16 protein-coding genes and 2 pseudogenes are annotated in these 23,007 nt (G+C 68.2%); 6 read left to right on the forward strand and 12 right to left on the reverse strand.

What is annotated here, in order from left to right; all coding sequences use genetic code 11:
- Nucleotides 1–357: 357 nt before the first annotated feature.
- Both AB0C96_RS33725 and AB0C96_RS33730 read left to right on the forward strand, forming a co-directional pair.
- Nucleotides 358–1,239, forward strand: a complete 882-nt coding sequence (locus tag AB0C96_RS33725; protein ID WP_362922819.1) for an LLM class F420-dependent oxidoreductase — start codon at nucleotides 358–360, stop codon at nucleotides 1,237–1,239.
- Between the two features lie 126 nt (nucleotides 1,240–1,365).
- Nucleotides 1,366–1,995 (forward strand): annotated as a pseudogene (locus AB0C96_RS33730) (histidine phosphatase family protein); the annotation flags it as partial.
- Between the two features lie 46 nt (nucleotides 1,996–2,041).
- Here AB0C96_RS33730 and AB0C96_RS33735 read toward each other — a convergent pair.
- From AB0C96_RS33735 to AB0C96_RS33760, 6 genes and pseudogenes are all read right to left on the reverse strand, one after another.
- Nucleotides 2,042–3,403, reverse strand: coding sequence for an aldehyde dehydrogenase family protein (locus AB0C96_RS33735; protein WP_362922821.1), 1,362 nt, complete (start codon nucleotides 3,401–3,403; stop codon nucleotides 2,042–2,044).
- On the reverse strand, nucleotides 3,403–4,461 hold the full coding sequence (locus tag AB0C96_RS33740) for an AMP-binding protein (RefSeq protein ID WP_362922823.1): 1,059 nt from the start codon (nucleotides 4,459–4,461) through the stop codon (nucleotides 3,403–3,405). The genes AB0C96_RS33735 and AB0C96_RS33740 overlap by 1 nt, the downstream gene beginning before the upstream one ends.
- A gap of 99 nt (nucleotides 4,462–4,560) precedes the next feature.
- Complete coding sequence (locus AB0C96_RS33745) at nucleotides 4,561–5,673, reverse strand: FAD-dependent oxidoreductase (RefSeq protein WP_362922825.1); 1,113 nt, start codon at nucleotides 5,671–5,673, stop codon at nucleotides 4,561–4,563.
- Nucleotides 5,670–6,638, reverse strand: a complete 969-nt coding sequence (locus tag AB0C96_RS33750) for a hypothetical protein (protein ID WP_362922826.1) — start codon at nucleotides 6,636–6,638, stop codon at nucleotides 5,670–5,672. The genes AB0C96_RS33745 and AB0C96_RS33750 overlap by 4 nt, the downstream gene beginning before the upstream one ends.
- Nucleotides 6,639–6,835: 197 nt before the next feature.
- Entirely contained in the window at nucleotides 6,836–7,390 is a 555-nt protein-coding gene (locus AB0C96_RS33755) for a hypothetical protein (RefSeq protein WP_362922828.1), read from the reverse strand.
- A 772-nt stretch (nucleotides 7,391–8,162) separates the two neighbouring features.
- A pseudogene (locus tag AB0C96_RS33760) lies at nucleotides 8,163–8,444 on the reverse strand (transposase); the annotation flags it as partial.
- 1,816 nt (nucleotides 8,445–10,260) lie between these two features.
- Between AB0C96_RS33760 and AB0C96_RS33765 the strand changes: the two are divergent.
- Nucleotides 10,261–11,058 carry a GNAT family N-acetyltransferase gene (locus AB0C96_RS33765; protein ID WP_362922830.1) on the forward strand — a complete coding sequence of 266 codons (798 nt, stop codon included), beginning with the start codon at nucleotides 10,261–10,263 and terminating at the stop codon, nucleotides 11,056–11,058.
- 200 nt (nucleotides 11,059–11,258) lie between these two features.
- Entirely contained in the window at nucleotides 11,259–11,483 is a 225-nt protein-coding gene (gene infA / locus AB0C96_RS33770; protein WP_362922832.1) for a translation initiation factor IF-1, read from the forward strand.
- A 256-nt stretch (nucleotides 11,484–11,739) separates the two neighbouring features.
- Here infA and AB0C96_RS33775 read toward each other — a convergent pair whose 3' ends face one another.
- Complete coding sequence (locus tag AB0C96_RS33775; RefSeq protein WP_362922834.1) at nucleotides 11,740–12,294, reverse strand: hypothetical protein; 555 nt, start codon at nucleotides 12,292–12,294, stop codon at nucleotides 11,740–11,742.
- Nucleotides 12,295–12,498: 204 nt separating this feature from the next.
- On the opposite strand from AB0C96_RS33775, the gene AB0C96_RS33780 reads away from it, so the two are divergent.
- Nucleotides 12,499–12,771 (forward strand): hypothetical protein, encoded by a 273-nt coding sequence (locus tag AB0C96_RS33780; RefSeq protein ID WP_362922904.1) that lies wholly within the window; start codon nucleotides 12,499–12,501, stop codon nucleotides 12,769–12,771.
- Between the two features lie 827 nt (nucleotides 12,772–13,598).
- On the opposite strand, the gene AB0C96_RS33785 is transcribed toward AB0C96_RS33780, so the two are convergent.
- From AB0C96_RS33785 to AB0C96_RS33800, 4 genes are all read right to left on the reverse strand, one after another.
- Nucleotides 13,599–14,468 carry an MFS transporter gene (locus AB0C96_RS33785; RefSeq protein ID WP_362922836.1) on the reverse strand — a complete coding sequence of 290 codons (870 nt, stop codon included), beginning with the start codon at nucleotides 14,466–14,468 and terminating at the stop codon, nucleotides 13,599–13,601.
- A 295-nt stretch (nucleotides 14,469–14,763) separates the two neighbouring features.
- On the reverse strand, nucleotides 14,764–15,339 hold the full coding sequence (locus AB0C96_RS33790) for a hypothetical protein (RefSeq protein WP_362922838.1): 576 nt from the start codon (nucleotides 15,337–15,339) through the stop codon (nucleotides 14,764–14,766).
- A 404-nt stretch (nucleotides 15,340–15,743) separates the two neighbouring features.
- Nucleotides 15,744–16,379, reverse strand: coding sequence for a GNAT family N-acetyltransferase (locus AB0C96_RS33795; protein ID WP_362922840.1), 636 nt, complete (start codon nucleotides 16,377–16,379; stop codon nucleotides 15,744–15,746).
- Between the two features lie 171 nt (nucleotides 16,380–16,550).
- Nucleotides 16,551–17,537 carry a helix-turn-helix domain-containing protein gene (locus tag AB0C96_RS33800; protein WP_362922842.1) on the reverse strand — a complete coding sequence of 329 codons (987 nt, stop codon included), beginning with the start codon at nucleotides 17,535–17,537 and terminating at the stop codon, nucleotides 16,551–16,553.
- Nucleotides 17,538–17,589: 52 nt separating this feature from the next.
- Between AB0C96_RS33800 and AB0C96_RS33805 the strand changes: the two genes are divergently transcribed.
- Nucleotides 17,590–17,985, forward strand: a complete 396-nt coding sequence (locus tag AB0C96_RS33805) for a cupin domain-containing protein (protein WP_362922843.1) — start codon at nucleotides 17,590–17,592, stop codon at nucleotides 17,983–17,985.
- A 165-nt stretch (nucleotides 17,986–18,150) separates the two neighbouring features.
- Here AB0C96_RS33805 and AB0C96_RS33810 read toward each other — a convergent pair whose 3' ends face one another.
- The gene (locus AB0C96_RS33810) at nucleotides 18,151–22,719 is read right to left on the reverse strand and encodes a cation-translocating P-type ATPase (protein WP_362922845.1); all 4,569 of its coding nucleotides are present in this window, start codon (nucleotides 22,717–22,719) and stop codon (nucleotides 18,151–18,153) included.
- Nucleotides 22,720–23,007: the final 288 nt, after the last annotated feature.

Raw genomic sequence — 23,007 nt, forward strand, 5'->3', positions numbered from 1 at the left:
CGCGCCGGCCCCCCCGGCCCGCGGGTACGGGGTCCCCGGCACGACGATCGCATCTGGTGCCGGACACTCGTGGAAGCCGAACGTGGGGTGGGCAACCAGCCGGCCGCACACCACGGTGCCCGCCACCTGCGACAAGATCGCCTTTCCGGCCTCTCGGCTGGGACATGATCTTCGCAGACCCGTTCCCACCAGGGGCTTCACGCATATGTGACGCCCGGTCACCATCTCGACCACCCGCACGCGGTCACGCACCGCAACCATGGCCTTGCCCAGAAGACCTCAATGGATAACTGCTTGAGATGATGTCGTCCCACCCAGCGGAATGACGGGAGAATCATCGCGTGATATACAGTCATAATGTCTTTAACACGCCCCTTCCGCTTCGGTGTCAACATGTTCGTTCCCGGATCGCGACGAGAGTGGATCGCGAAGTGCCGCAGAGCCGAGGAACTCGGTTTCGATGTAGTCGGAGTGGCCGATCATCTGGGGTTCTCCGCACCGTTTCCAGCAATGGTGCTCGCAGCCGAAACGACCGAACGGGTACGGCTGTCTACGTTCGTGTTGAACACGCCGTTCTACAACCCCGTCCTCCTCGCGCGTGACGTGGCGAGCACCGACCAATTCGTCGACGGGCGTATGGAACTCGGGCTCGGCGCAGGCTATGTGAAGGCCGAGTTCGACACCGCGGAGATACCGTTCCCCAGCGGCGGAAAGCGGGTTGAACAGCTGCAACAGACTGTCACCACGTTGCGCCGTCTGTTTGCGGACACGGAATATCAGCCGCGTCCAGCCCAACCGTCCGGGCCACCACTGCTGATTGGGGGCTGGGGCGACCGGCTGCTGCGGCTGGCCGCCACGCACGCCGACATCATCGCCTTCACCGGAGGCTGGGCCAACACCACCGGTGATGTACTCCATGTGGCCGGAGTCGCGCAGACAGAAGAACGGGTCGCCTATGTGCGCGGCCTACTCGGTGACCGCGCCGACGATGTGGAGTTCAATATCATGGTGCAGCAGGTGATTCCGCCCGCCGAACGCAGCACGATACCTGACAGGTTCGATCCGGTGCTGCCCGACGCTGCGGACGGCCCCGAGGACCTGCCCAGCGTGTTGATCGGAACCCCGGCGGAGATGGCGCAACAAATCAAGGAACGCCGCGAACGCTACGGCTTCACCTACTTCACGGTCATGGAATACAACATGGAGAACTTCGCGCCGGTCATGGCCGCACTGCGCTGAACTACACAATTCGCCACAATGCCGCCGACGACGGTGGCCGGGATCGAAAGGGGTGACCCGATTCGCATCGGCGCCAGAACTAGTCGTGGAACGGCCGGCGTGAATCCCGCGCTCGCCGACCAGGAAAGCCCCACGACCCTCATGCTGCTACGCCACGGTGAGACGGCATTGACACCGGAGAAGCGGTTGTCCGGCAGCGGCGGCTCCGATCCGGCGTTGTCGGACGCCGGGCAACGGCAGGCCGAGGCCGCCGCGAGGATGCTCGTGGCACGCGGCGCGGTGCAGGCGGTGGTGTCCTCACCGCTGCGCCGAGCCCGGCAGACGGCCGAGACCGCGGCACGACGGCTGGGCCTGGAAGTCCACGTCGACGAAGGGCTCACTGAGGCGGATTTCGGCGCCTGGGAGGGACTTACGTTCGCCGAGGTGGGCGAGCGCTACCCGGACGAGCTGGCAGCGTGGCGCGCCTCCCCGGCGGCGGTGCCGGGCGGAACCGGGGAGACGTTCACCGCGGTTGCACGCCGGGCCGCGCTCTCGCGGGACCGGCTCCTGGCGCGGTACAAGGGACAGACGGTGTTGGTCGTTTCGCACGTCGGGGTGTTGCGGACGCTGGTTCGGCTGGCGCTGGGCGCACCGCCCGCTTCGCTGTTCCGGATGGAGCTGTCGGCTGCCTCATTGTCGGCCGTGGCCTATTGCGGGGATGGGAATGCGTCGGTGCAATTGCTGAACGACACGTCGCACCTGGCGGACCACCGCTGACCTCGGCAGCCGACGAGGGCGCTGCCCGGCACAGCGCCCTCGTGGGTCAGCGTCGAATCGTCTTGGTGCGCATGAGGAATTCGGCGAGGTAGCCGTCGTGCGGCAGTCCGTGCTCCATCCACGGTGTCGGATGGTCACCGACGTAGACGTTGGCGATGGTCGGCTCGGCAACCAATTCGTCGATCAGGTTCTCGTCGGTGGTGACGGCAGTGAGGACGAGGGTGTCGCGCAGCGGCCGGATCCCGGCGTCGCGGTCCCACGGTGCGACCCACGCACAGGGGAAGCCCAATTCCATCCCGAGCTGTTCGGCGAACGGGCTGTCGAGCTGGTGCACCGCCGGCCGGAGCACCGCGGAACCATCGCCGAGATCGTCGACGATACCGTCACCGCCGAGCCACGCCTTGGTGCCCGCTGCCCGCTGCCGCAGATACCCGTCCCACCGACGGGCGGGACCGACGGGCATCACGGGCAGGACTGCGCGTTCGTCCGTCGCGGGAAGGCTGGGCAGCGCGGCGAGGCGTTCGGCGATCGCCTCGGCCACGGGGGAAGGGTCGCCCTCGACCAGTACGCCGGTGGCGTTGACGCAACCGACGCCCCCACCACTGCTGATCGACTCCACGATGGTGTCGACGATCGGCTCCCACTCGGTTTCGGCAGTGATGAGTATCTTGGAGCGCCCGGGGCCCTGCGGCAGAATGCGTCCATCGCCCGCATATTTGCCCACGACATCCGCACCGCCGTACACCATTCCGAAGTCGGCGTACCGGAGGATGTCGTCGGCCACGTTGTGGTCGGTGGGCAGCAACGCGATTCCCTCGTCGCCGAAACCGGCCTCGCGCAGGGCAGTCACCAGCCGATGTGGGGTGAACGGCTCGCGACGGGAGGGACGCACGGCAACGCGATAGCCGAGCGCGAGAGCATCGAACCAACCCTGGTGCACCGCAGGATGATTGCCCGCCGCATGGACGGCGAACACCTCACCGCGCCGGGTCCACACCGCCGCACCGCCCTCGGCCCGCGGATCGCGCCACGAGCCGACCGCGGCGGCCGGCCGCGCGTTCTCCACGGTCTGGTGGATCCGCTCGGCGGCCCGCGCGATTTCGTCGGTGGCCTTGCGCACCGCCGTGATCGGTATCCCGGTGGCCGCGCTGACGGTGCGCTGATACTCCTCCGGCGTGAGTCCCCCGATCGACTGCGTGGCGAAAGCCCGGCCCGCCCGCGCGAACGCCGCGATCCGTGTGTCGACGGGTAGCGCCGGCGCTCGACGCAGGGCCTTTATCGCGCGGGTGATGTAGAGCGAGGGTACGAGACTCAGTGTCGCGACCGGGTTTCCGGCAAGATCTCGAATGGTCTCCTGGCGCCGGGACCGATAGGGGCCGCCGGGGCCGAGAACGTCCAGGGACAACATCAGTACACGCCCTCGATCACCTTCGTATCGCCGAAGGACGCCACGGGTGCGACGTCGGCGACCGAATCACCGAAGCCGCCATCCCCCGGTGCGATCCGGGTTGCGTAGTCCCGCTCGATGTTGTTGACCAGCAAGGCACTTCGGCTCATGTGATGCACAACGATCTGCCCGCGCTCGCCGTACGGAACAACCCGGCCGGTGTCGGGGTCGATCACCCGGAACGTGGTGTACGGAGCGAAGGAGTCGAACACGCACGGCTCGTCGTCACCGAGGCCGGGCCGCTCCACCGATGTCCCCAGCATCATCGTGCCGCCGTACCCGCCAACCATCTTGGCGTTTGCGAACACCTCGTCGCGCAGCAGATCTCGGGTGTCGGCGTCCAGATGTGTACCGCCCCAGATGATCGCGCGAACCTTCCGGTTCACCAACTCGACCAGATCGTCGTGCTGCGCGAGGCGCTCCAGCATCGGCGGGGTACCGAAGAGTACGCCCACGTCCTGGCCGGCCAGAATGTAGCCGACCTGTTCGATGATGTGATCGGTGTAGGCGTCGGCCATGTCCGTCCGGCCCTGCGCGAGCATCTTCTTCACCCATCGCGGGTCCAGATCGATGCTGAAGTTCAGCCCGCCCCGAGCCATCGCGGTGTCGACCGCCATCGCCCCGACATTGTGCGGCCCGCTGGGCACCGCACTGACCCAGTCGACATTGCGAGGTACGCCGTGAGCATCCAGTCGCTCGCTGAACCATGCGACGCTGCTCCGCTGCCACTCCGCGGTGTACGCCACTCGCTTGGGCTGCCCTGTGGTACCGCCGCTTTCGTAGACGGCCGCCCCGTGCTCGTCACCGTAGCCACGAGGAATCAGGTCACGGACGCCGACATCGCGCAGCTCGTCCACCACATTGGGAAACAAGCCGAGATCATCGAAATCCCGGACATCGATCAGCGGATCGAAGTCGAGGGTCTCGGCCCGTTTCAGCCAGAACGGCGACCCGGTCTCCGGACTGAAGTGCCACCGCATCATCTCCCGAACGAACTCTCCGCCAGTGTGCTCGACCATGGATTTCCCTCTCGAAAGAATTGAACAATGCCAAGGAAACCGGCGCGCAACGTCGGCTCACCGTTCGCGCCCATCTCTCCGCCGCACGCCGGCGCGTTCCTACCCGCTCTCGGCCGAACCACTGGGGCAGCGCGCGGTGGAGAGGCCGGCCGTGTCGATCCAGGATTCCTTGCCGAGCACGAGATTTCGGATGATCTCTCCGGCGGCAGGTGCTTGGCACAGTCCCTGACCGGAGAATCCAGCCGCGTAGAAGAACGGGCGGGAGTGATCGCGGCCGATGAAAGCCATCCCGTCCGGACTGACATCGAGGTCTCCGCTCCACCCTTTCTCGAGGCCGTTGCCGGCGAGGGCCGGGAAGGTCGTGCCGAGGTGGCGTGACACCCTTTGTAGCCAGGTCTGTCGGGTTTCGTCCGGAGCGGGGCGGCCCATCCCGACGAGGATGCGGTCTCCCCAGCTTCGAATCCGCAGGCTGGACGGGTGCATGGTCATCGGCAGAGCGTTGCGCGGGGCATTACCAGGGGTGTCGGTCAGCAGCATTTCGACGGGGTATGTGGTCACAGGAATGCGCACGTCGGCCATGGCGGCGACCGTTCCCGCCCAGGGGCCTGCCGCGCAGACGATGGTGTCGGCGCGGATGCTGCCCGCAGGCGTGTGGACCCGCCCATCCGGGTCGATGCCGGTGACGGGTGTTTCCGTGCACAGGATGGCGCCGGCCTGCTGGGCGGCTGTGGCATAGCCGCGCACGATCGCGGCGGGATCGCAGGCGTAGGCTTCGGGCGACCAGGCTGCCGCCAGGATGGTTCGCTCGTCGACCAGCGGGTTGAGCCGCGCTGCTTCAGCAGCGGTCACGAGTTCGACGTCCACTCCGGCTGCCTGCTGGGCAGCTTGGGTGTCTCGGAAGTCCTGCACCTGGTGTTCGTCGGTGAACAGCACGAGTAAGCCGATACGCCTCAAGCCGAGGTCGTTTCCGGTCCGTTCGGCGAAGGCGTGGTAAGCCGCCAGGCTCCGGACGGCAAGGCTGCTGATGAGAGCGTTGCCGGGGAAGTAGGTGCGGACAACGCCCGCAGTGGTCCCGGACGATCCCGATCCGAGCGCGCCACGCTCCAGCAGGACCGTACCGACGCCTGCCTCGGCGAGCTGGCACGCTATTGAGTTGCCGATGACGCCCCCGCCGATGACGACGGTGTCCGTGCGTTCGGGGAGTTGGCTCACGACTGGCGGACCAATTCATTCGGGCGCAGTTGGCGCAGGTGATCTGCGGTGTCCCACGGGTACAGGTGCAGATTCCAACCGCCCAAACAGTTGACGTAGAGGGCCAGTTGGCCCACCACACTCAGGAAATCGTCGCGATCGAGCTGGTCGAGGCAGGTCAGGAAGCGCTGGGTGAAACTCCAAAGCTGCTCCAGGCCGCAGTAGCCCAGAAACTCGGCCGGAATACCGACCAGCAGGCGCGTCATGTGACGCAATGAATCCATCGGCATGTCCTGGACCGCGGCTCGGACCAGACCACCGTAGGTGGCATACCCCAGCGGGCGGGTCTCACCGTTGACGAACAACAGTGTGGGCAACACCGTCTCAAAACTGCCTGCCCCGGAAGGGATCACCCCATCGTGGAGATCGGCGAGCTCCGGTGGTGCGGACAGCCAAGCGCGCTCGGTCGCGGTGTACACGTCGTGGATGAGACGGTTCGCGTCGGGATCTGCGGCGGTCAATTGCGGAATACGGTGGCCGCCTTCGGCTCCCGCCTTGCGGACCTCTACCAGGATCGGCTTCTTCGTCGAATAGACCGAATCCCAGATCGCCTGCCCGACCTCCAGTAGTGCGGGCATATCTTCCTGCCGGATCTGGCCCACCGGGGATGCCGGCATCGGTTCGGTTAACGTGCCGTACTTGATGCCCAAATGCTGTAGCGCGGAGCAGAACACGGTCCCATCGGGCGCCTCGCGTCGATCTGCGATCCGAGTGGACGCGGACAGGTGCAGCAGCGACGGGATCGGTGCCGCGTGATAGAGATGCTGTCCCGCCACCAGCGCGTGTCCCTGAAGACTCTGGTAGGGCAGCGCCTCCCACAGCGCGTCGGCAAGTTCAGTGTTGCGGCCGTCGAGTTCCGCGGTAACGGTGATACCCAGGTCGGGCCAGGCTATCTCGATATGCCGACCGGAAAACGTTTCAGTCAAGATTTTCTCCTTGTTCAGTGAGATGTCGCCGCTGCTATTTCTCTGGGAAAGAGTCACGGACGGAGTCGCTTTCCTACGTCATCATGGCGATGGTCGTCTCGACGACCTCGGCATCGCCCCCGGCATCCCGTACCACTTCTATAGGCACGGCACGCGCATCCGATGCTTGACCATTTGGTTGGGTGTGTTCAATCCGCTCACCTCGGCTGACAGCAATGGGAGAGCCGCGACACCGGGTCGCCAGCGATGACTAATGGGGTTCGGTGAGCAGATCTGAAGGGCCGCTCTGCGGGGGCTCGCAGGCGTGCAAGGGCGATGGTGGCCGGCTTCTCCCAGCCGTTGCGGCTGCCCTGGGGGCGCTCGATCGGGGTGTGGACGGCGCCGTCGGCGTGGGCGGCGGTCAGGTCGTGCGTGGAGCCGGCCCGGGCCACGCCGAGGAAGACCAACTCCCCCTGGGTGGTGGCCAGCGCCTGCACGTTCATGCCGTGTTCGCGGCGTTTGGCCTGGCAGAGCGGATCCGGGTTGGCCTCGGTCGCCGGGCTGGTGCGGCGCCAGGCGGACATCAAGGCGCCGTCCCGCAGCAGCCGCCGCTCTTCCCCGGAGGAGGCGAGGGCGTCGGCCAGGTTGGGGGCCAGCGCGGCGAGGGTGTCGATGCCCTCGTTGACGTGGCGGCGGGCGGTCTCGGTGCCGATCCCGAAGTGACATCCGAGCTGTTCAAAGGTGTCGCCCTTGGCGAGGAAGACCAGCAGCACGAGCGCCTGGGCCCACGGTGCCAGGGCCCGCCGGATACCGCCCGCGTCATCCCTTCGGGCGGCGGTCAGGTTCTCTCGTCAGGAAACCAGGTCGGAGGGTACATCGAGCGTGGCGCGACGGGTGCGTCGGCGAAACTCCTTGTGTTGCACGGTGATTGACTCTCCATGCGACATCGAGGCGCTTCGTTGCGTTACGAGTCCTACCCTCATCCGAACCGGGCACGATGAGATTCGCTCAATCACATGCCGGGAATTCATCTGGCTTGCGACACGCTTCATTGGCCGTTTACGCCGCTCGGGAATGGGCGTGGGATTTCCCAGCCCTGCATAAATGACGGACTCTGCACAATTCTCGGCAAAACCCTCAAGAATATTGTCGTGCATACCAGCATCGCAAGCCACGTCAAAATGCCCGTAATCCAGATTGCCCGGGCATATCTTTACGCGATCACCCCTCCGACGCATCGAGGGAGGAGTAAGCGATTCAAAAGCTACACGGTCACGGGCGAGCCCCCTAGTGAAACCGTGTAACCCGTAATAGTAAGCATCGTTATAGATATGTGCACTGACAGTAACTGGATAGCTAACTTGCAGCTGCCGACCTAACCGGTATAACAAGGATCCCTCCGAGGTCTTCCGAGGTCTTCCTAAACGATCTCTCAATTAGAGAATACATGCCAGGACCAGCTGGTCAACCCTTCGCATCGGATTCGCCCCAAGGTGCTCATGCAGCGATGGTGGACGGCTGATGCAGTATTAGACCGTGTCCTATGGATGCCACCGGGCCAAACACGTCGGGCTCGGCCCGCAGCATGGCGACATCGGCGAGGCAGTCCCTGCCCAGAGCCGTCGCGAGCGCGACATCCAGCAGGACCTTGCCCAGGTCGTGCACTGTCCGCGGCTTGCGCGACGGCGCCATTGCCGCCGATATCGCGCTGTCCAGGCCGGACTTGCGGACCGTCTCGACCAGCAGCACCGCCCCGGCCTGCGAGACCGCCCCTCTGCCGCCGCCCTCGACGCGAACCCGCGGGTACTACCCGATACGCCTGCTCACCTGGAGAGTGCTTCTTTCCGTGCAGCCAACAGGACCCTGAAAAAGTCTCATCGTTGCAGGTCAGCAGCGCTCTCCGTCTATTTGGTCAAGGCATGGGCGAGCACGCCCATGAAAGCGCGAGGCCAGACAGAGAACCTTGTCCTGGCGACGGTTCCTGTCGTGATGCTGATACCGACGCTTACCGCCGCCCAGAACCGGCCGTCACCAGGAAGCGTCGGGCGAAACCCTCGCATTTCTACCAAGGGTTGATCCGGACTCAGGGCGGACCGGGCTCGCAAATGATCGAGCGCTTCACCGATTCGGGCAGCAGACGCCCAACCGTCCCCGCAAGTAGCAGTTCACCTCACCGTTTACCTCCAAAGGCCCTCCAAGAACGGGGCCATCCAGGGTGGGTACGTATCGCCGTGCCTAACTGGGCACGTTCGCGTGTACGCCGACAGACAGGCGTTTATATCGGGGTCAACTGCAAAAATCGAGCCTGCTCAACGTCTCGGGCGTGCGAAGCTCCCGCCCTCCGATCCAAGGCACACGGCCAACGACGTGACACACCATCACATTGAACTGACGCCACATCAGCAAAATCAGCATTGAGTCAGCATCGCCCCTGCCAGAGGTGGTGACAGATGGCGGCACATATACCTGCACCACTCCGCCCTGCACCACCTCTGAACTGCAATAGTGCTGGCCAACCCGCTATACCCGCACCATCGCCCCAATCCCGGTGCCAGTGGAAGCCGAAGAGATACCGCGATCGGCATCCAGCCAGGTCGGCGTGCCGGTACGCACCCGGCCATCGACAGTCCCCTCTTTCGCTGCCCGCCACCCTGCCTGCGGCCTGGCGACTGGTAACCCCCTGAACGCTGTCGACAGCCCCGGCCCAGCAATCGGGTAGCTGACGCCAAGGTCCGAACCATGCACGGTCCAACACTCTCCCGACGGCATTCACCACCACCGTTTCAGCAGCTCAACACCGCCATGAGCGCTGCACCACCAGCAGACCAAGAACCTGCCGGCGAGCCCCCTCCCAGTCCGCCTGGTGCAGTCACACAGCGTGCCTGTAGCAACCCGTCGAACGAACCGGCTACCGAGGCGGCCCTCCCCCGCAAGGTGGGCGTACCTTGGGGAGAATCTGGGGAGTGTGGCACCTCTGCGGAGCGCGTGGGGAGAATCGACCGCGAAACGCAGCGCGGCCCTGAAAGGCGCCGAAACAGTCATCTGCGCAGGCCAGACAGCGGGAATGGCAGCATCGCCGCAGGTCAGAGCCTGCTGGTAGAGGACTTCAAGGCGTTCTCCGCGGTCTGTACCCACACGGCTGCCTGGTCGGCGAAGTCGCCGACGGCACATCGACTGCAAGACACCTCGGTCTGGCGGCCTCATAGGTCAGGAGCACCACGCGGGCCCTGACTCGGTCCCCGGGGAGCAGATCCATGCCTTTGACGGGCCCGGAGTGCTGCCTGATCGACTGGGAGGACCGCTCTTCTTCTGCTCGAAGTTCGCAGGTCCGCCTGCGCGCCCGGAGGACCCTCGGCTGGTACGCGTCACGCCAAGTCTCCCCGAACCACCGCTGGACATGGGGGGGGGTGGGGTCCACGTGACGCGGCTGTGACGGACGGGATCGATGATCCCCGGCCGGCTTTAATGGGTTGGGCCGGCCGCCCACCGCTGGTACCGTCTGGGCAGCCGTGAGAGAACGCGAGGAGGTGAGACCCATGAAGGCTGTATCCATGTGGGTGCTCCCCCTTTTCGTCACGGTGGGCGATTGACGTAGGTCTCGCCGGGAGCGCCTGAGACAAGGCACTCCTGAAAGGCAACACCTATGGACTTTGTGCATTCCCCTTCGGACACGAGCAACCACGCGGTCGTGGTCACGCGGGTTTCGGACATGCAGTGGCATGCCATGGAGGACGCCCGGGCGGTCGGCCGCGGCGACGCTTCGCGCCGACCCGACGGGCGGCTCTTCATCAGCATCGACGCCTGGCACGGCGCGGTCTTCGACCGTATCGCCGACGCGATGCTGGCGGACCTGCCCACACCGCTGTACACCGTCGTCGACGAGACCGACCACGATGCGAGGTCCGCCTGGGAGCGGACGGGCTTCGCCGCCGCACGCCGCGAGTGGGGCTATCTCGTGCCCACCGACCCGCAGGTCACCGGGCTCGGCTCGGTGCGGCCCCCGTCGGGCGTGACGATCGTGCCCTCCGGTAAGGCGGTCCAGGGCCCGCTGCGCGCCCTGGACCGCATCATCCGCGACGAGGTGGAGGCCACCGTCGGATGGCAGACGATGCCGGCCGAGGTGCTGCCCCGCCCGGCGGGGACCACCCTGCTCGACCCGTCGAAGTACACGGTGGCGCGGCACTGCGACAAGTACGTGGGACTGGTCCGGGTGGCACCGCTGACCCGGCAGCCACGGATCGGGCTGATCGCCGTCCGGGCCGAGAGGCACCGCCGCGGCATTGCCCGGGCGCTGCTGGCTCACGCGCTGGGTTCGCTGCACCGCTCCGGGACCGCTTCGGCATGGGCCGAGGTGAACGAGTCCAACGCGGCGGCCACCGCCCTGTTCGAAGGCATCGGTGCCCGGCGCGCGGCCGGCACCCTGGAGCTGGTCCGCCGCTGACGCTCCGCCACACCACACCGAGCGGCCAGGCCGCGCCCGAGGCAGGCGCGGTGACGGCCGCTCCGACAGGCGGGCACCGGATCGCCGTCGTCCACGAGTTGGCTGCGTACGGCCGCCGGTCGGACGGCACCGTGCCCGACCCGGCACCGCATTCGTTTCGTACCGAATACACCGTCACAGAACGTGAGAAGTGAGAGACCATGACAAAAGCAGCAGGGGGCGTAGAAGTCGAAGGCACCGTCATCGAGTGCCTGCGCAATGCCACCTTCAAGGTGGAGCTCCAGAACGGGCACACGGTGCTCGCCCACATCAGCGGGAAGATCCGGAAGAACTACATCAAGATCCTCCCGTACGACCGGGTGCTCGTGGAACTCAGCCCCTACGACCTCACCCGCGGCCGGATCCGCTACCGGTACCGGGCGTAACGGAAGGAGCCGGTCGGAAGGAGCCGGTCGGGACGACCCGTAGGGACGAGCCACGCGCTGGACGCCCGGCCCAGCACGGCCGGGTCTCCAGCCTGCTGTCGAGACCACCCGTGCGACCATCAGAAGCCGCGGGCCTCGCCGGCCCGACTCCCCCGCCATCCCTCGTTCCGCCCCTCCTCGCCCGCCGCCGGACTGACACTGCCCGCATGGCTCGGTCCGCCTGCCGCTCCGGCTGTGGCTGTGGCTTGGCAAGACGCTAGGCCAGCCCCGCGTACGTCACGGTCCTCCCTGGACAGAGTTCGCGCGCGAGGCGCTCGGCCAACTCCTCGCCTCGACGGTCCAGTTCCCTGCGCCGGGCGTCGTCCCTGTCCTCGTCACGCTCCTTCAAGTACAACTCCATGTTGGCGTCGAAGTCCGCCGACCACCCGTACAGGTCATCGATCAGCCCGTCCGGCAACCCGAGAGCGGCGGCCGGATCGTCCGGGGCGAAGTCCCCGAACCCTTCCGCACGGAGCGGAAACCACTTGTACTCGCCCTCGACGACGATGTGGAGAGGATGCGGCGGGTCGCCATGCGCGTCGAGGGTCCAGTGCAGGCGCTGGCACCCCCAGCACACGAACTTCGCCGCGTGGTGCTGCTCGTCCCAGTAGCGCACCACCCAAGCAGGCCCGAGGTGCTTCGCCACCGCCTGGGCGAGCGTCAAGCCCTGCTTGACATGCTTGCGCAGCCGGGGGCGGGAGGCGAACCCACCAGGCGGGCAGGATGTGAACCAGGAGACCAGGCCGCACGCCAAGTCCTCGGGGAGATCCACGTCGGGATCATCGACAGGAACGCTGCTCGTGAAGTCGCTGCCATCCGCGGACAACCCGGCATGCAGCTCGTACAAGGGAGACCGGTCGCCTGGGGCACGCACGAGGAGATGGCGGCGCTCGTCATCATGGTTCACGCTGGTTCGCTCCTACGATGAAACTGTTGTCGCCCACCATGATGGCCTCGCCGGTTCACCGGCTCGCCTGTGCAGCGCGCGCCCCAACGCGCCGGCATCTCCATCGAGACCCGGGCGCGCTTCGGGTTCACCGCCGCTCCCGGAATGACGGACCCGGAACTACGGACGACGGACGACGGACGGATCCGGCTGATCACCCAGCACCTTCCCCCGGCCCACGCCGCGCGGCTCTTCGATGCCCAGGCCGCCGGCGCCACCGAACAGCCGTCGGGTGTCGAGGCTGGCCCAGGCACCCAGGCGCCCAGGCGCCCAGGCGCCCAGCCATCACCGACGGCAGCGTGAAGAGCGGGCCCGCGACCAGGCCGTTGCCACCCGACAAGGTGCACGTCAAAGGGGGATCGGTCACCCTCGGCTGACCGCGCGGACACCAAGCCGCCGGCTGGGGCCAGAGCCGAGTGGTACGACAACAATCGGATGGGCGCAGCGAGTGCTGTGCCCGTCCGTGACGTGAATTTGTCGAGATGCGTCTTCTGCTTGGCCGCTGCGACGACCTCGCAACGTCGGTTGAACAGAGCATCGATGGCTCTGCGCCCCTTGCCGCCCGGCTTCGGGCATGAAGTGGGCCAATGGTGCACTCGGGTATGGGAACTCTCGGAATGCCTGCCTCATGTCCTGTGCCGTCGAAGGTCAAGCGTTGTCACTGAAGGATGATGCTCAGTAGGTTTGCGCCATTATGAGGACGCGAATTCTGAGGTTCGGCTTGTACGCAGACGAGCAGGGGCTGGCTTGGGTCGGGGAACTCGTCGACCGCACTGTAGGTTCACGGAGCGCCCGGATCGTCAAGGTGGACGTTGCACACACCTATCCTGATAGCGATCTGACGACCGCCGAAATGTACGATTTTCTGGCGGACCAGTGGGCCTTCGAACATCCTGGTCGGAACAGCGGCGCGCGGCAAGCGGTTGAGCTGCACATCCACCTGGTGTGCTCCCTCCGGGCATGGCGAGCGATCCGTAAGGCAGTGATCAGGGCTTTGTGTCCGGAAGGAATGGCGCCCCACACTTGCCGTGTTCCATGGTGCGCTGCCTGAGCCGGTGCACGGTTCTCGGCGAAGGTCCGAAGCACCGCGATTCCCCCTCAGCCTTTGATGGCACAGGACATCTCATGAGCTACACCTTCCGCTGATCTCGGCTGCGTGGCGCCCCAGTCTCCGGAGTTTGCGCCGACCCGCCGTGTCGGCGTCCGGCTGGTGGCTTGGGGGGTCCCTCAGGAGACGGCAGGGGAAGCCCTGTCCCGATGGAGGGAAGCGTCAGGACTATGGTGACGGCCGCGATCTGCCACACCGCGCCGAAACCCAGGACCTCCGAGGTGCCGACGAGTGCGGAGACCGGACCGGCGGCGGCCAGCGCGATGGGGCCGAGCGCGAATGCCCCCAAGGAGGCATAGGCGTTGACACGGGCGAGCGTGCCCGGCGGAACCTGGCGCTGTGTGGCGGTTGCGTAGAGAGTGCCGCAGATCGCCGATCCTGCGCCGGCGATCAGCGTGGTGCCGCAGACCCACGGCAGCGACCGGCCGGTGGCGAGGGCCGCAGAGGGCAGTGACCAGCCAACGGTGGCCACCGTGGCAACGAGCAGCGGCCGGCGCGGTCGGCGGCCGAGCATGACCAGGCCGCCGACCATGGCACCGCCCCCGTAGAGGGCCATGGCCAGACCCCACGCGGATGCCCCGCCGAGCCGCCGCTCGGCGATGACGGGGCCAAGAAACAGGAATGGCCCCCAGACGAAGAGGTTGAAGAGGCACACGTGTGCGGTGGTTACCCACAGCCAGGTGCGGGACCTGAACTCCGCCCATCCTTCTGCGAGTTCCCCGATGAACGATGCGCCCATAACGCTGGACGTCGTCGCGCGGGGCAACAGCAGCAGTACGACGATGCTCACCGCGTAGCTGGCGGCATCCAGCGCGAGAACTGAGGACGCGTCCAGCGCGGCAGTCAGCAGGCCCGCGAGCTGGATGGCACCGCCGCGGAGCGGCTGGTGCACCTGGCAGATCAGGTCCAGGACTGGGCGGTGGAGGCGCTATGGTCCGAGGGCGTATCGGCGGTCTGGCCACAGTGCCCGACGCACCCGGACACGCATCCGCTGACGGCGACAGTCCGCACGGACACGGCGGTGTGGGCATGCCCGAAGGGGGGACCGACGGTGGCGCGGATCGGGGAACTGGAGAGCCGATAGAGCGGGCGGGGCCTGAGTACGACGGGCACCAGTACGTGGGCATCGAGCTGCACCGCAGGCGGTCCGTGACCGGGTGTCAGACCGAGGAGGGTGCCCATCCGGCTCACGCATCGAAATCGTGATCCCCGTACTCGACGTAGCCCCGGTCGATCAGCTCGTCCTCCAACTCGTCCCCGTCGAGGTCATCAAGTTCGTCAAGGTCTTCGAGCGGGCCGTCGCCAAGCATGACGTAGTCGCCGACCTGCGCGATCTCACCCTCGAGCGGCGGGACGGGGATGCCGTCCCAGTCCACAGTGACCTCGATCCTGTCGTCGAAGTCGCCGAAGAACATCCCGTCGGCAAGCGCCATCCTCACCTTCTCCGGATCATCCGCGCCAACGGCGTACCCGGTCGGCTTGCCCGATCCGCGGAAGGTGATGTCCGGGTAGCCGTCGACTCGGATCGTGACGAACGGATGGAGATCGATCGAGCGCGCTCTTTCGCCCCGCTGATACACGTCCAGGTACAGATCGGCACCGTGGCTGTAGTTGAACAGCAGCCACACATTGATGGACTCTGCGAGTTCGGAGTCCAGAGCGGCCACGGCTTCGTCGAGACTGCCGCAGATGTGGTGCGCGTCCTTCCTGGCCGCGCCAGGGGACACACCGAACCTCACGTCGTAGAAACTCTTGGGCACCATGTTCGGAAGCATAGGCAGGGGGACTGACAACGGCTTCCGCCACAGCGCCGGCACCGTGGCCGTAGCCCGGTCGTTGCCGCTACCCACAACACTCAACTCAACGATCGCGGAGGTCGGCCTCTACGTCTGGAGTACCAGCCGGCGGGGAGCGACACCGCCGAGCAAAACGCAATGGCATAGCGGGAGTTGTCGCCATACACTGCCGGGCATGGCTTGCCGCATCAGTGAGCTGGTCCTCGAATGCGTCGACCCCGAACGCCTCGCCGCATTCTGACCCGGAAGGCAACGAATTCTGCCTCCTGCACACCCGGCTCCAGCCCCTCTGATCTGTTTGAAGGTCGGCCAGTTCGGGGCCTGGACGCTCACGCTGGAGGCACCGTCGCGTACGGCCGACACTCCTGTTTTCAGGGCCGGTAGATGCACTCCGCCAGCGTCGTGTGCTTCTTCCAACCCAGCGTCTCGTACAGCGCGCGCCCGGCGTCGGTCGCGCCGAGAACGCCGAGGACCGCGCCCTCCTCCAGGGCGTGGTCGGCGAGCGTACGCATCACGAAGTCGCCCAGCCCGCGCCGCCGATGGGCCTCCTCGGTCACCACCCGGTCCACGACGACGGCTTGCCCGAGGGCCGCCATCTGCCCCTTGGCCGCCAGCTCGCCCGCCGCATCCACCACCCGAGCGTAGGTGACGGCTCCAATGGTCTCCACGGTCGCGGTGTACCCCTGGGGCGCGACCGGGTATGTGGCCATCAGGTCAACGGCCATCAGATGTCCGGTCTCCTCCCAGGCCACCACCCACCCCTGGGGCAGCCAGGACTCGATCTCCTCCGGCTCAGCGGGCATCTTCATCCAGGTCCGCGGCACGGTCACCGATGCGGCGGCGCTGCGGACCAACGGCTCCTCGGCATCGGGCAGGACATGGCGTGCCACTTCGTCGGGGTTGTCGGCCACCTCGATGTAGAACCCCCAGGGCTTCTTGACCGGCGGGGGCGTCCGCCGGGACTCGGCCCAGCCCGCCGCCCAGGTCCTGACCATGTCCGCAACCATCAAGCCCTCCCGAAGCTGCGGCCGCATCAACGGCCGTGTAATAGGCATTGTTCGTGATCACATATTACGTCGCCATGCGGTCTGCGGCTTCTGTTTTGTCGGGGTGCAGATCCTGAAGGGCAGTCATGGGCCAAGAGGACGCTGGTCGAGGTGTGCTCCAGTTGTCCGTCCCTACCCTGGCCCGAACCGGCGTCTGTACATTGACGGAGTGATGCCCGTCTCGCGGCGCATCAGCGTGCGCAGGTTGGCAGCGGTGCCGAGCCCGCTGCGCCGTGCGACGACCTCGAAGCGGTTCTCGCCTCGTTCGATCAGCCGGCATGCCAGGGCAAGCCGTTCCGCCGTGAGCCACATCAAGGGGGTCGTTCCCAGTTGTGCCCGAAAGCGGCGATACAGCGTCGCCGGGCTGACCGCCGCCCGCGCCGCGAGGTCCGGCACCGTGAGAGGTGTGTCCAGCCGTTCCTGCGCCCAGGCCAGCACGGGTGCCAGGGATTCGTCCGGCTGGACGGGCATGGGCCTCTCCACGAACTGCCGCTGTCCGCCGTTCCGGTGCGCTGCGAAGACCAGTCGCCGGCTCACGGAGTTGGCGACTTCTGCGCCGTAGTCGCGGCGGACCACATGCAGTCCGAGGTCGAGTGCGGCCGCGCTCCCCGCAGCGGTGAGGATGTCGCCGTCGTCCACGAACAGCACGTCTGATTCGAGGTGGACAGAGGGGAAGCGTGCCCGGAAGGCATCCGCCCACTGCCAGTGCGCGGTGGCCCTGCGTCCGTCGAGCACTCCGGCCTCGGCCAGGGTGAAGGCACCGCTACAGAAGCCGATCAGGCGCGCACCGCGCGCGTGCGCGCGTCGGACGGCATCCAGCACCGAGGGTCGGCGGGGCATCTCGACATCGGGGCGGTTGGGCACGATCAAGGTGTCCGCGGTATCGGCCGCTTCCAAGCCGGCGACTCCCGTGAGCGTGAAGAATCCGTCCCGCATCGCGGTTCGGGGCTCCGGGGAGCAGAGCCTGAAGTCGTAGAGCTCGCGGCCGATCTCCGGTCTGCGCAGACCGAAGACCTCGGTCGCGCAGCCGAGCTCGAAGGGGTTCGAGTTCTCGTCCACGATCACGACCACCCGGTGTACGTCCGTCGCGTGAGCTTGATGCGAGGATTCTTTCGCCATGTGCAATTCCTAGCACTCACGCCGACCATGCGAAGCGGCACAGGATGAGCCCATGAGCAACCAGCCCATCCCCCTTCGCAAGGCCCTGGCCTCCTTCGACGCGCTGTGGAGCCCCCGCATCGTCACGCGCGTCAACGACTACGACGTGCGTATCGCGAACGTCCGGGGCGAACACATTTGGCACGCCCACGACGACACCGACGAGTTCTTCCTGGTACTCGACGGAGAGCTGCACATCTCCTTGCGTGAGCCCGAAGGCGAGCGCACCGTCGTGTTGCCGCAGGGGACGGTCTTCACCGTCCCGCGAGGTACGGAGCACAAGCCGTCCGCCCCGTTCGGCGCCGCGATCCTCATGTTCGAGCCGACCGGGACACCGACCGTGGGCGATCGCCACGACGAGATCCCCGACCATGTCGACGCAACGACTGGACACACCCTCAACGCTTGAGCTGCCGGGCTGCGACCCGGATCATCCGGTGCGGCCGTCCGGGCATGAGAGCAGGGCCTCCTGCACAGCTCGTGGGTATCGATTCCACCCGAGCAGCAGGAGGCCGCGCAGCCGGCTCCCGCTCCTCCAGCAGACCCACGATCGACGCCATGCCGGCACCGCTGCTCAGTTCCGCGGCAGCAGCCGTGAGGTGAGTGCCGCTCCGACGGTGGCGGCGGTGGCCGAGCCGGCGACGACCATCCAGGCGAACGGGCCGAGCGGGGTGCAGCCGAAGAACTGGCTGACCAGCGGGGTTTCGACGAGGGTGAGGAGAGCGAGGGCGGAGACGGCGCTGGTGCCGAGGACGAGGGGACTGTGCCAGCGGGTGAGCAGTGTCTGGCCGAGCTGGGCGCCGACCAGTGCGGTCAGGCCCATCGTGGAGGCGCGGCGGGTGCCGACGGGGACGAGCCGGGTGAGCCGGCCGATCTGCCAGGCGCTCAGTGCGGCGAGCGCGGTGGCGCCACCGCGTACGGCCAGTGAGCGGGCCATGCCCGAGCCGGCGAATCCGCGAGCGGGGCCGGCGCCCAGTGGCCGGACGCCCTGCGGGTCGCCTTTGGCGGGAGTGAGGGCCACGGCGAGCGACGGGAGCATGTCGGTCAGCATGTTCACCAGCAGGAGTTGACGAGTGCTCAGCGGTGTCCGGCCGCTGAGGGCAGTGGCCAGGACGGTGAAGGCGACTTCGCCCGCGTTGCCGCCGACCAGGATGGCGGCCGCGTCACGCACGCTGTCCCACAGGGCTCGGCCCTCGCGCAGCGCGTCCAGGATGAGCCCGGTCTCGGCGGCGGTGAGGACGAGGTCGGCGGCGGTGCGGGCGGAGCCGGAGCCGCGTCCGGCGACCGCGATACCGACGTCCGCGCGGCGGATCGCGGCGGCGTCGTTCGCACCGTCGCCGGCCATCGCGACCACCCGGCCCGCCTTGCGCAGGTCCTTGATGATCCGCACCTTCTGCGCGGGTGACACGCGGGCGAAGACGGCGGCTTCGGCGACTGCGGCGATGCGGTCGGCGGCGGGCAGCGCGTCCAGTTCGGCGCCGGTGAGGACCCGCTCGGCATACGGGATGCCGAGCTCGGCGGCGATGGCCGTGGCGGTGTCCGGGTGGTCGCCGGTGATCATGACGACCCGGATCCCGGACTCGCCCAGCCGCTGCACGGTGTCGTCCGCGCCCGACCGCGGAGTGTCGGCGATGCCGACGAATCCGAGCAGCGTCAACTCGCCCACCTGCTCGGCGATCCGGCCGCGCAGCACGCTCGTGTCGGGTGCTGTCCGCTCGGCGACGGCCAGCACCCGCAGGCCCTGGGCGGCCAGCCGGCCCACGGTTTGCTCGGCGGCCGAGCGCCGTGGGCCGGTCAGCGGCTGTCCCTCCCGGCCACCGTGGTCGGTGCCCTGTACCCGGGTGCAGCGGGCGAGTACGACTTCCGGGGCGCCCTTCACCGCCAGCACCGCCGTATCACCGTCCCGTCCGAGCGATGCGGCGTACCCACGGCTGGTCTCGAAGGGCAACTCTTCGACCAGCGTCCAACCGGTGTCCTCGCCCGCTTCGTGGGCGGCCGCCACGACGGCCCGGTCCGTGGCGTGCGAGAGCGGCGGGGCATTGCGCTCGGACGGCGGGCAGGCTCGGGCTGCCGTGCGCAGCACGCGTTCACCGGCTTCGTTGCCGGGTGTCAGCGGTCCAGCCGGTCCGGCCAGCTGGCTGACCCGCAGTCGGCCCTCGGTGAGCGTGCCGGTCTTGTCGAAGCACACGGTGTCCACCCGGCCGAGCGCCTCCAGCGCCCGGGTGGAGCGGACCAGCACCCCGACACGGGACAGCCGGCGGGCCGCGGCCAGTTGCGAGACCGTGGCGACCAGTGGGAGTCCCTCGGGCACGGCGGCCACCGCCACCGCGACCCCCGACTCCAGAGCCTGGCGCAACGGCAGCCCGCGCAGCACGCCCAGGCCGGTCACCACGGCACCGGCGACGCCGGTGGCCGGCAGGGCGATCCGGGTGAGTTCGGCGAGCCGGGCCTGCATCCCGGATGCCGCGTCGGCCTGTCCGGCGACGGCGGCGGCCCGCCCGGCCTCGGTGGCCGCGCCGATGGCCACGACGACGGCGATGCCGCTTCCGGCCAGCACGGTGGTGCCCTCGTAGACCATGCAGCGACGTTCGGCCGGATCGGCTCCCGGCACCGCCTCGGCGGTCTTCTCCACCGGCACCGGCTCACCGGTGAGCGCCGCCTCGTCGACCTCCAGAGCATCGGTGAACAGCAGCCGGGCGTCGGCCGGCACGACGTCGTTGGCGCGCAGCGCGATCAGGTCACCGGTCCGCAGCGACTCGCGGGGGGTCGGTTCGCTCGGCGCGTGGCGAAGATGTGCGAGCGGTTCCTTGCCGCACTGCTGCTCGTCCGGGCGCAGCCGGCGGGCCTTCGCCTGCTGACCGATCATCAGCTCCCCGAGAGCCCGTTCTGCCCGCATCCGCTGCGCTCCGCTGATCACGGCGTTGCCGGCCATCACACCGACGACCAGCAGCGCGTCCACACTGGATCCGACGATGGCCGATGCGGCGGCGCCGAGGGCGAGCACCGGAGTCAGGGGATCGTCGAGCTCGTGCTGTGCGGCGGCGGCCAGCCGCACCGCGCCCCGGACGGGAGTGATCAGGGCACGGTCGAGCAGCGGATTGGCCCCGCACCGCACCACGATCCGGTGAACGAGACGGTGTACGTGGTTCCGTACGGCGGTCGCGGTCCCACGGTCGTCGAGCTCTGTCGGCATGCCGCCGTGGTGCAACCGACGGTAGACCTCGTCCGCACCGAGGGCGTGCCAGGCGTCACGGACCACGGGCGGCGGCAGTGGCCGGTGGTCCAGTCGGCGGGCGGTGAGGGCGTTGACCAGCATGGCGGTCAGGCAGGCGGCGTGCGCCGGTGGGAGGTCGAGCCAAGGAGTCATCGCGCCGATCGCCCTCCCGCCGCGGCGGCGTCTTCGGCTGGCGACGAGCAGTGCGCCGAGCGCCGAGCCGCTGAGCGAGAGACGAGCGGCGCGCCCGCTGGCCCGGTGTGCGGCGGGCACCGCGCCCAGCAGCCGCCACACCTCGGCGAGGCCCGGCCCGCACACCAGATCCGCGCACCAGTTGGTCGCCCCTGGCCGGCGCAGTACGTTCACGCCGACATCGGCCGCGTCCAGGGCCCGCTGCCGGTCAGGGGCGATCACCAGCACGCCCTGGCCGTCCCGCTGCAAGGCACGGACCTGCTCGGTGAGTTGGTCCGCCTCGGGCGCGGACTCATCGCCCCAGGCGAGCAGCTCGGCCACGCTGGCATGTTGGGTGAGGACCACCGTGGCCGCGGCCTCGTGCGCCGCCGCGAGCACCGCTTCTGCCAGCGGGTCGAGAGAGGTACCCACCCGGACCCTGCCACCGCGCCGCCCCGCACGGTCCACCAGGTCCAGCGTCAGTCCGGCCGGATGAGACGGCCCGCGGCCCGACGGTGCGTCGTGCGCCCGCACCAGCCACCAACCACCGCTCCCCGGCCACGGCCCCTCGCCCCGAAGACCCGCCTTGGCGCAGGCGCCCAACACGCCACTCGCGAGCCTCCAGACCGTCGCATCGTCGTAGGCGTCGCTGGTCGAAACGGCGGAGAGCAGCCGCAGCTCTCCGCCGCACAGCACGGAGGAGTCGATAACCACCGCGTCAATACGGTCCAGACGACGCAATGCCACCGGATTGAGCACCACCACGCCGTGCCGGGCGAGGTCATGGCCGAGCACCGTGGCGAACGCCTCACGCCCCAATCCGGCTGCTTTCGGCACAGTCGCCAGAATCGCGTCCCCAGCCGCGACGGGGTCACCGGTTCTCAGCAGGACTGCGGCTCCGCCCAGCAGCTGCCCGAGCGCGGTCCGGTCGGCGGCCTTCTCCACCGGTCCCGGCGGCAGCGGGCAGGGCCGCTGGCTGCGCCCCGCGCACTCCTGCGGCTGCTGCGCCTCACCGCCCGGCACGACCAGCCCCGGCTCCCGCAGATTCCAGGCTCGCCGACGTGCCAGGATCTCGTAGAGCTGGAAGCCCCGGTATACCGCGTCCACCGCGAGCGGAGTCGCGCCAGAGGCCGGCCCCTGCACTGCCGCATGCACGAGGGCGAGCAGCACATCCGTACGCGTGCGCCCGATCCGCCGTTCCAACAGCTGCCGGGCTTGCGGCAGCGCGTCTGCCAGAGCCACCGCGGCACGCACCGGGCTGGGAACGACCGGCAGCGCGGTCAGCCGGCCGAGCAGCGCCGCACCCACGCCCAGACAGTCCGCGGCAAGCGCCACCGCCGCGGCCGAGGCGGCCAGATCGTCATCCGGGTGCCGCCCGTCCGCATCCTCGACGGCCCGGCGCGCATCGTGCGCCTCCTCCACCGCCTCGATGGTCTCCACCAAGCGCTCAAGGCCGACCGAGCCCTCGGCGTACGCAACGAGCACATGCCCGGTGACCGCGTTCACCTCCGCCCAGTGCACACCCTCGATCCGGTGCAGTGCCCCGGTGAGCGCGCGCACATAGTGGTGGTGCCGTTCGCCGTTTCCCGACAGGCCGTGGGCCTGGATGTGGGCCCGACCGGCACGTGTCCACACCCGCCGCGGACGCTCACCATGTGCCAGATCCCGCAAAGCCCCCGCGGCGCGGACCACAAGCTGCAACTGGCCCTCGACCGCACCCCGCAGAGCGGACCAGCTCGTACGTCCAAGAGAGGACAAGGAGCATGGCTCCTGGACGTCAGCCGGGCGAACCAGCCCGGGAACCGCAGTCGACAACGGCAGCGCAGAGGCCGCCGCACCGGCGCTCACCGAGATGATCCCGACAGCCCGCTCACCCGCCCGAACCGCAATCCGCGCCGTGGCGGCGGCGCCGGACACCGCGCCCCCCACAGCCAGCGCAGACGCCAAGCGGGCTGCCGCGACCGGAAGCCCCAGCACCGCGCCCCCTGCGCCCACGGCCGGAACCCTCACATCGCCTCAGCCCTCTCCCGGGGCACTGCCGGACAC

The sequence above is a fragment of the Streptomyces sp. NPDC048506 genome (genome assembly GCF_040651315.1).
Classification (GTDB): Bacteria; Actinomycetota; Actinomycetes; order Streptomycetales; family Streptomycetaceae; genus Streptomyces.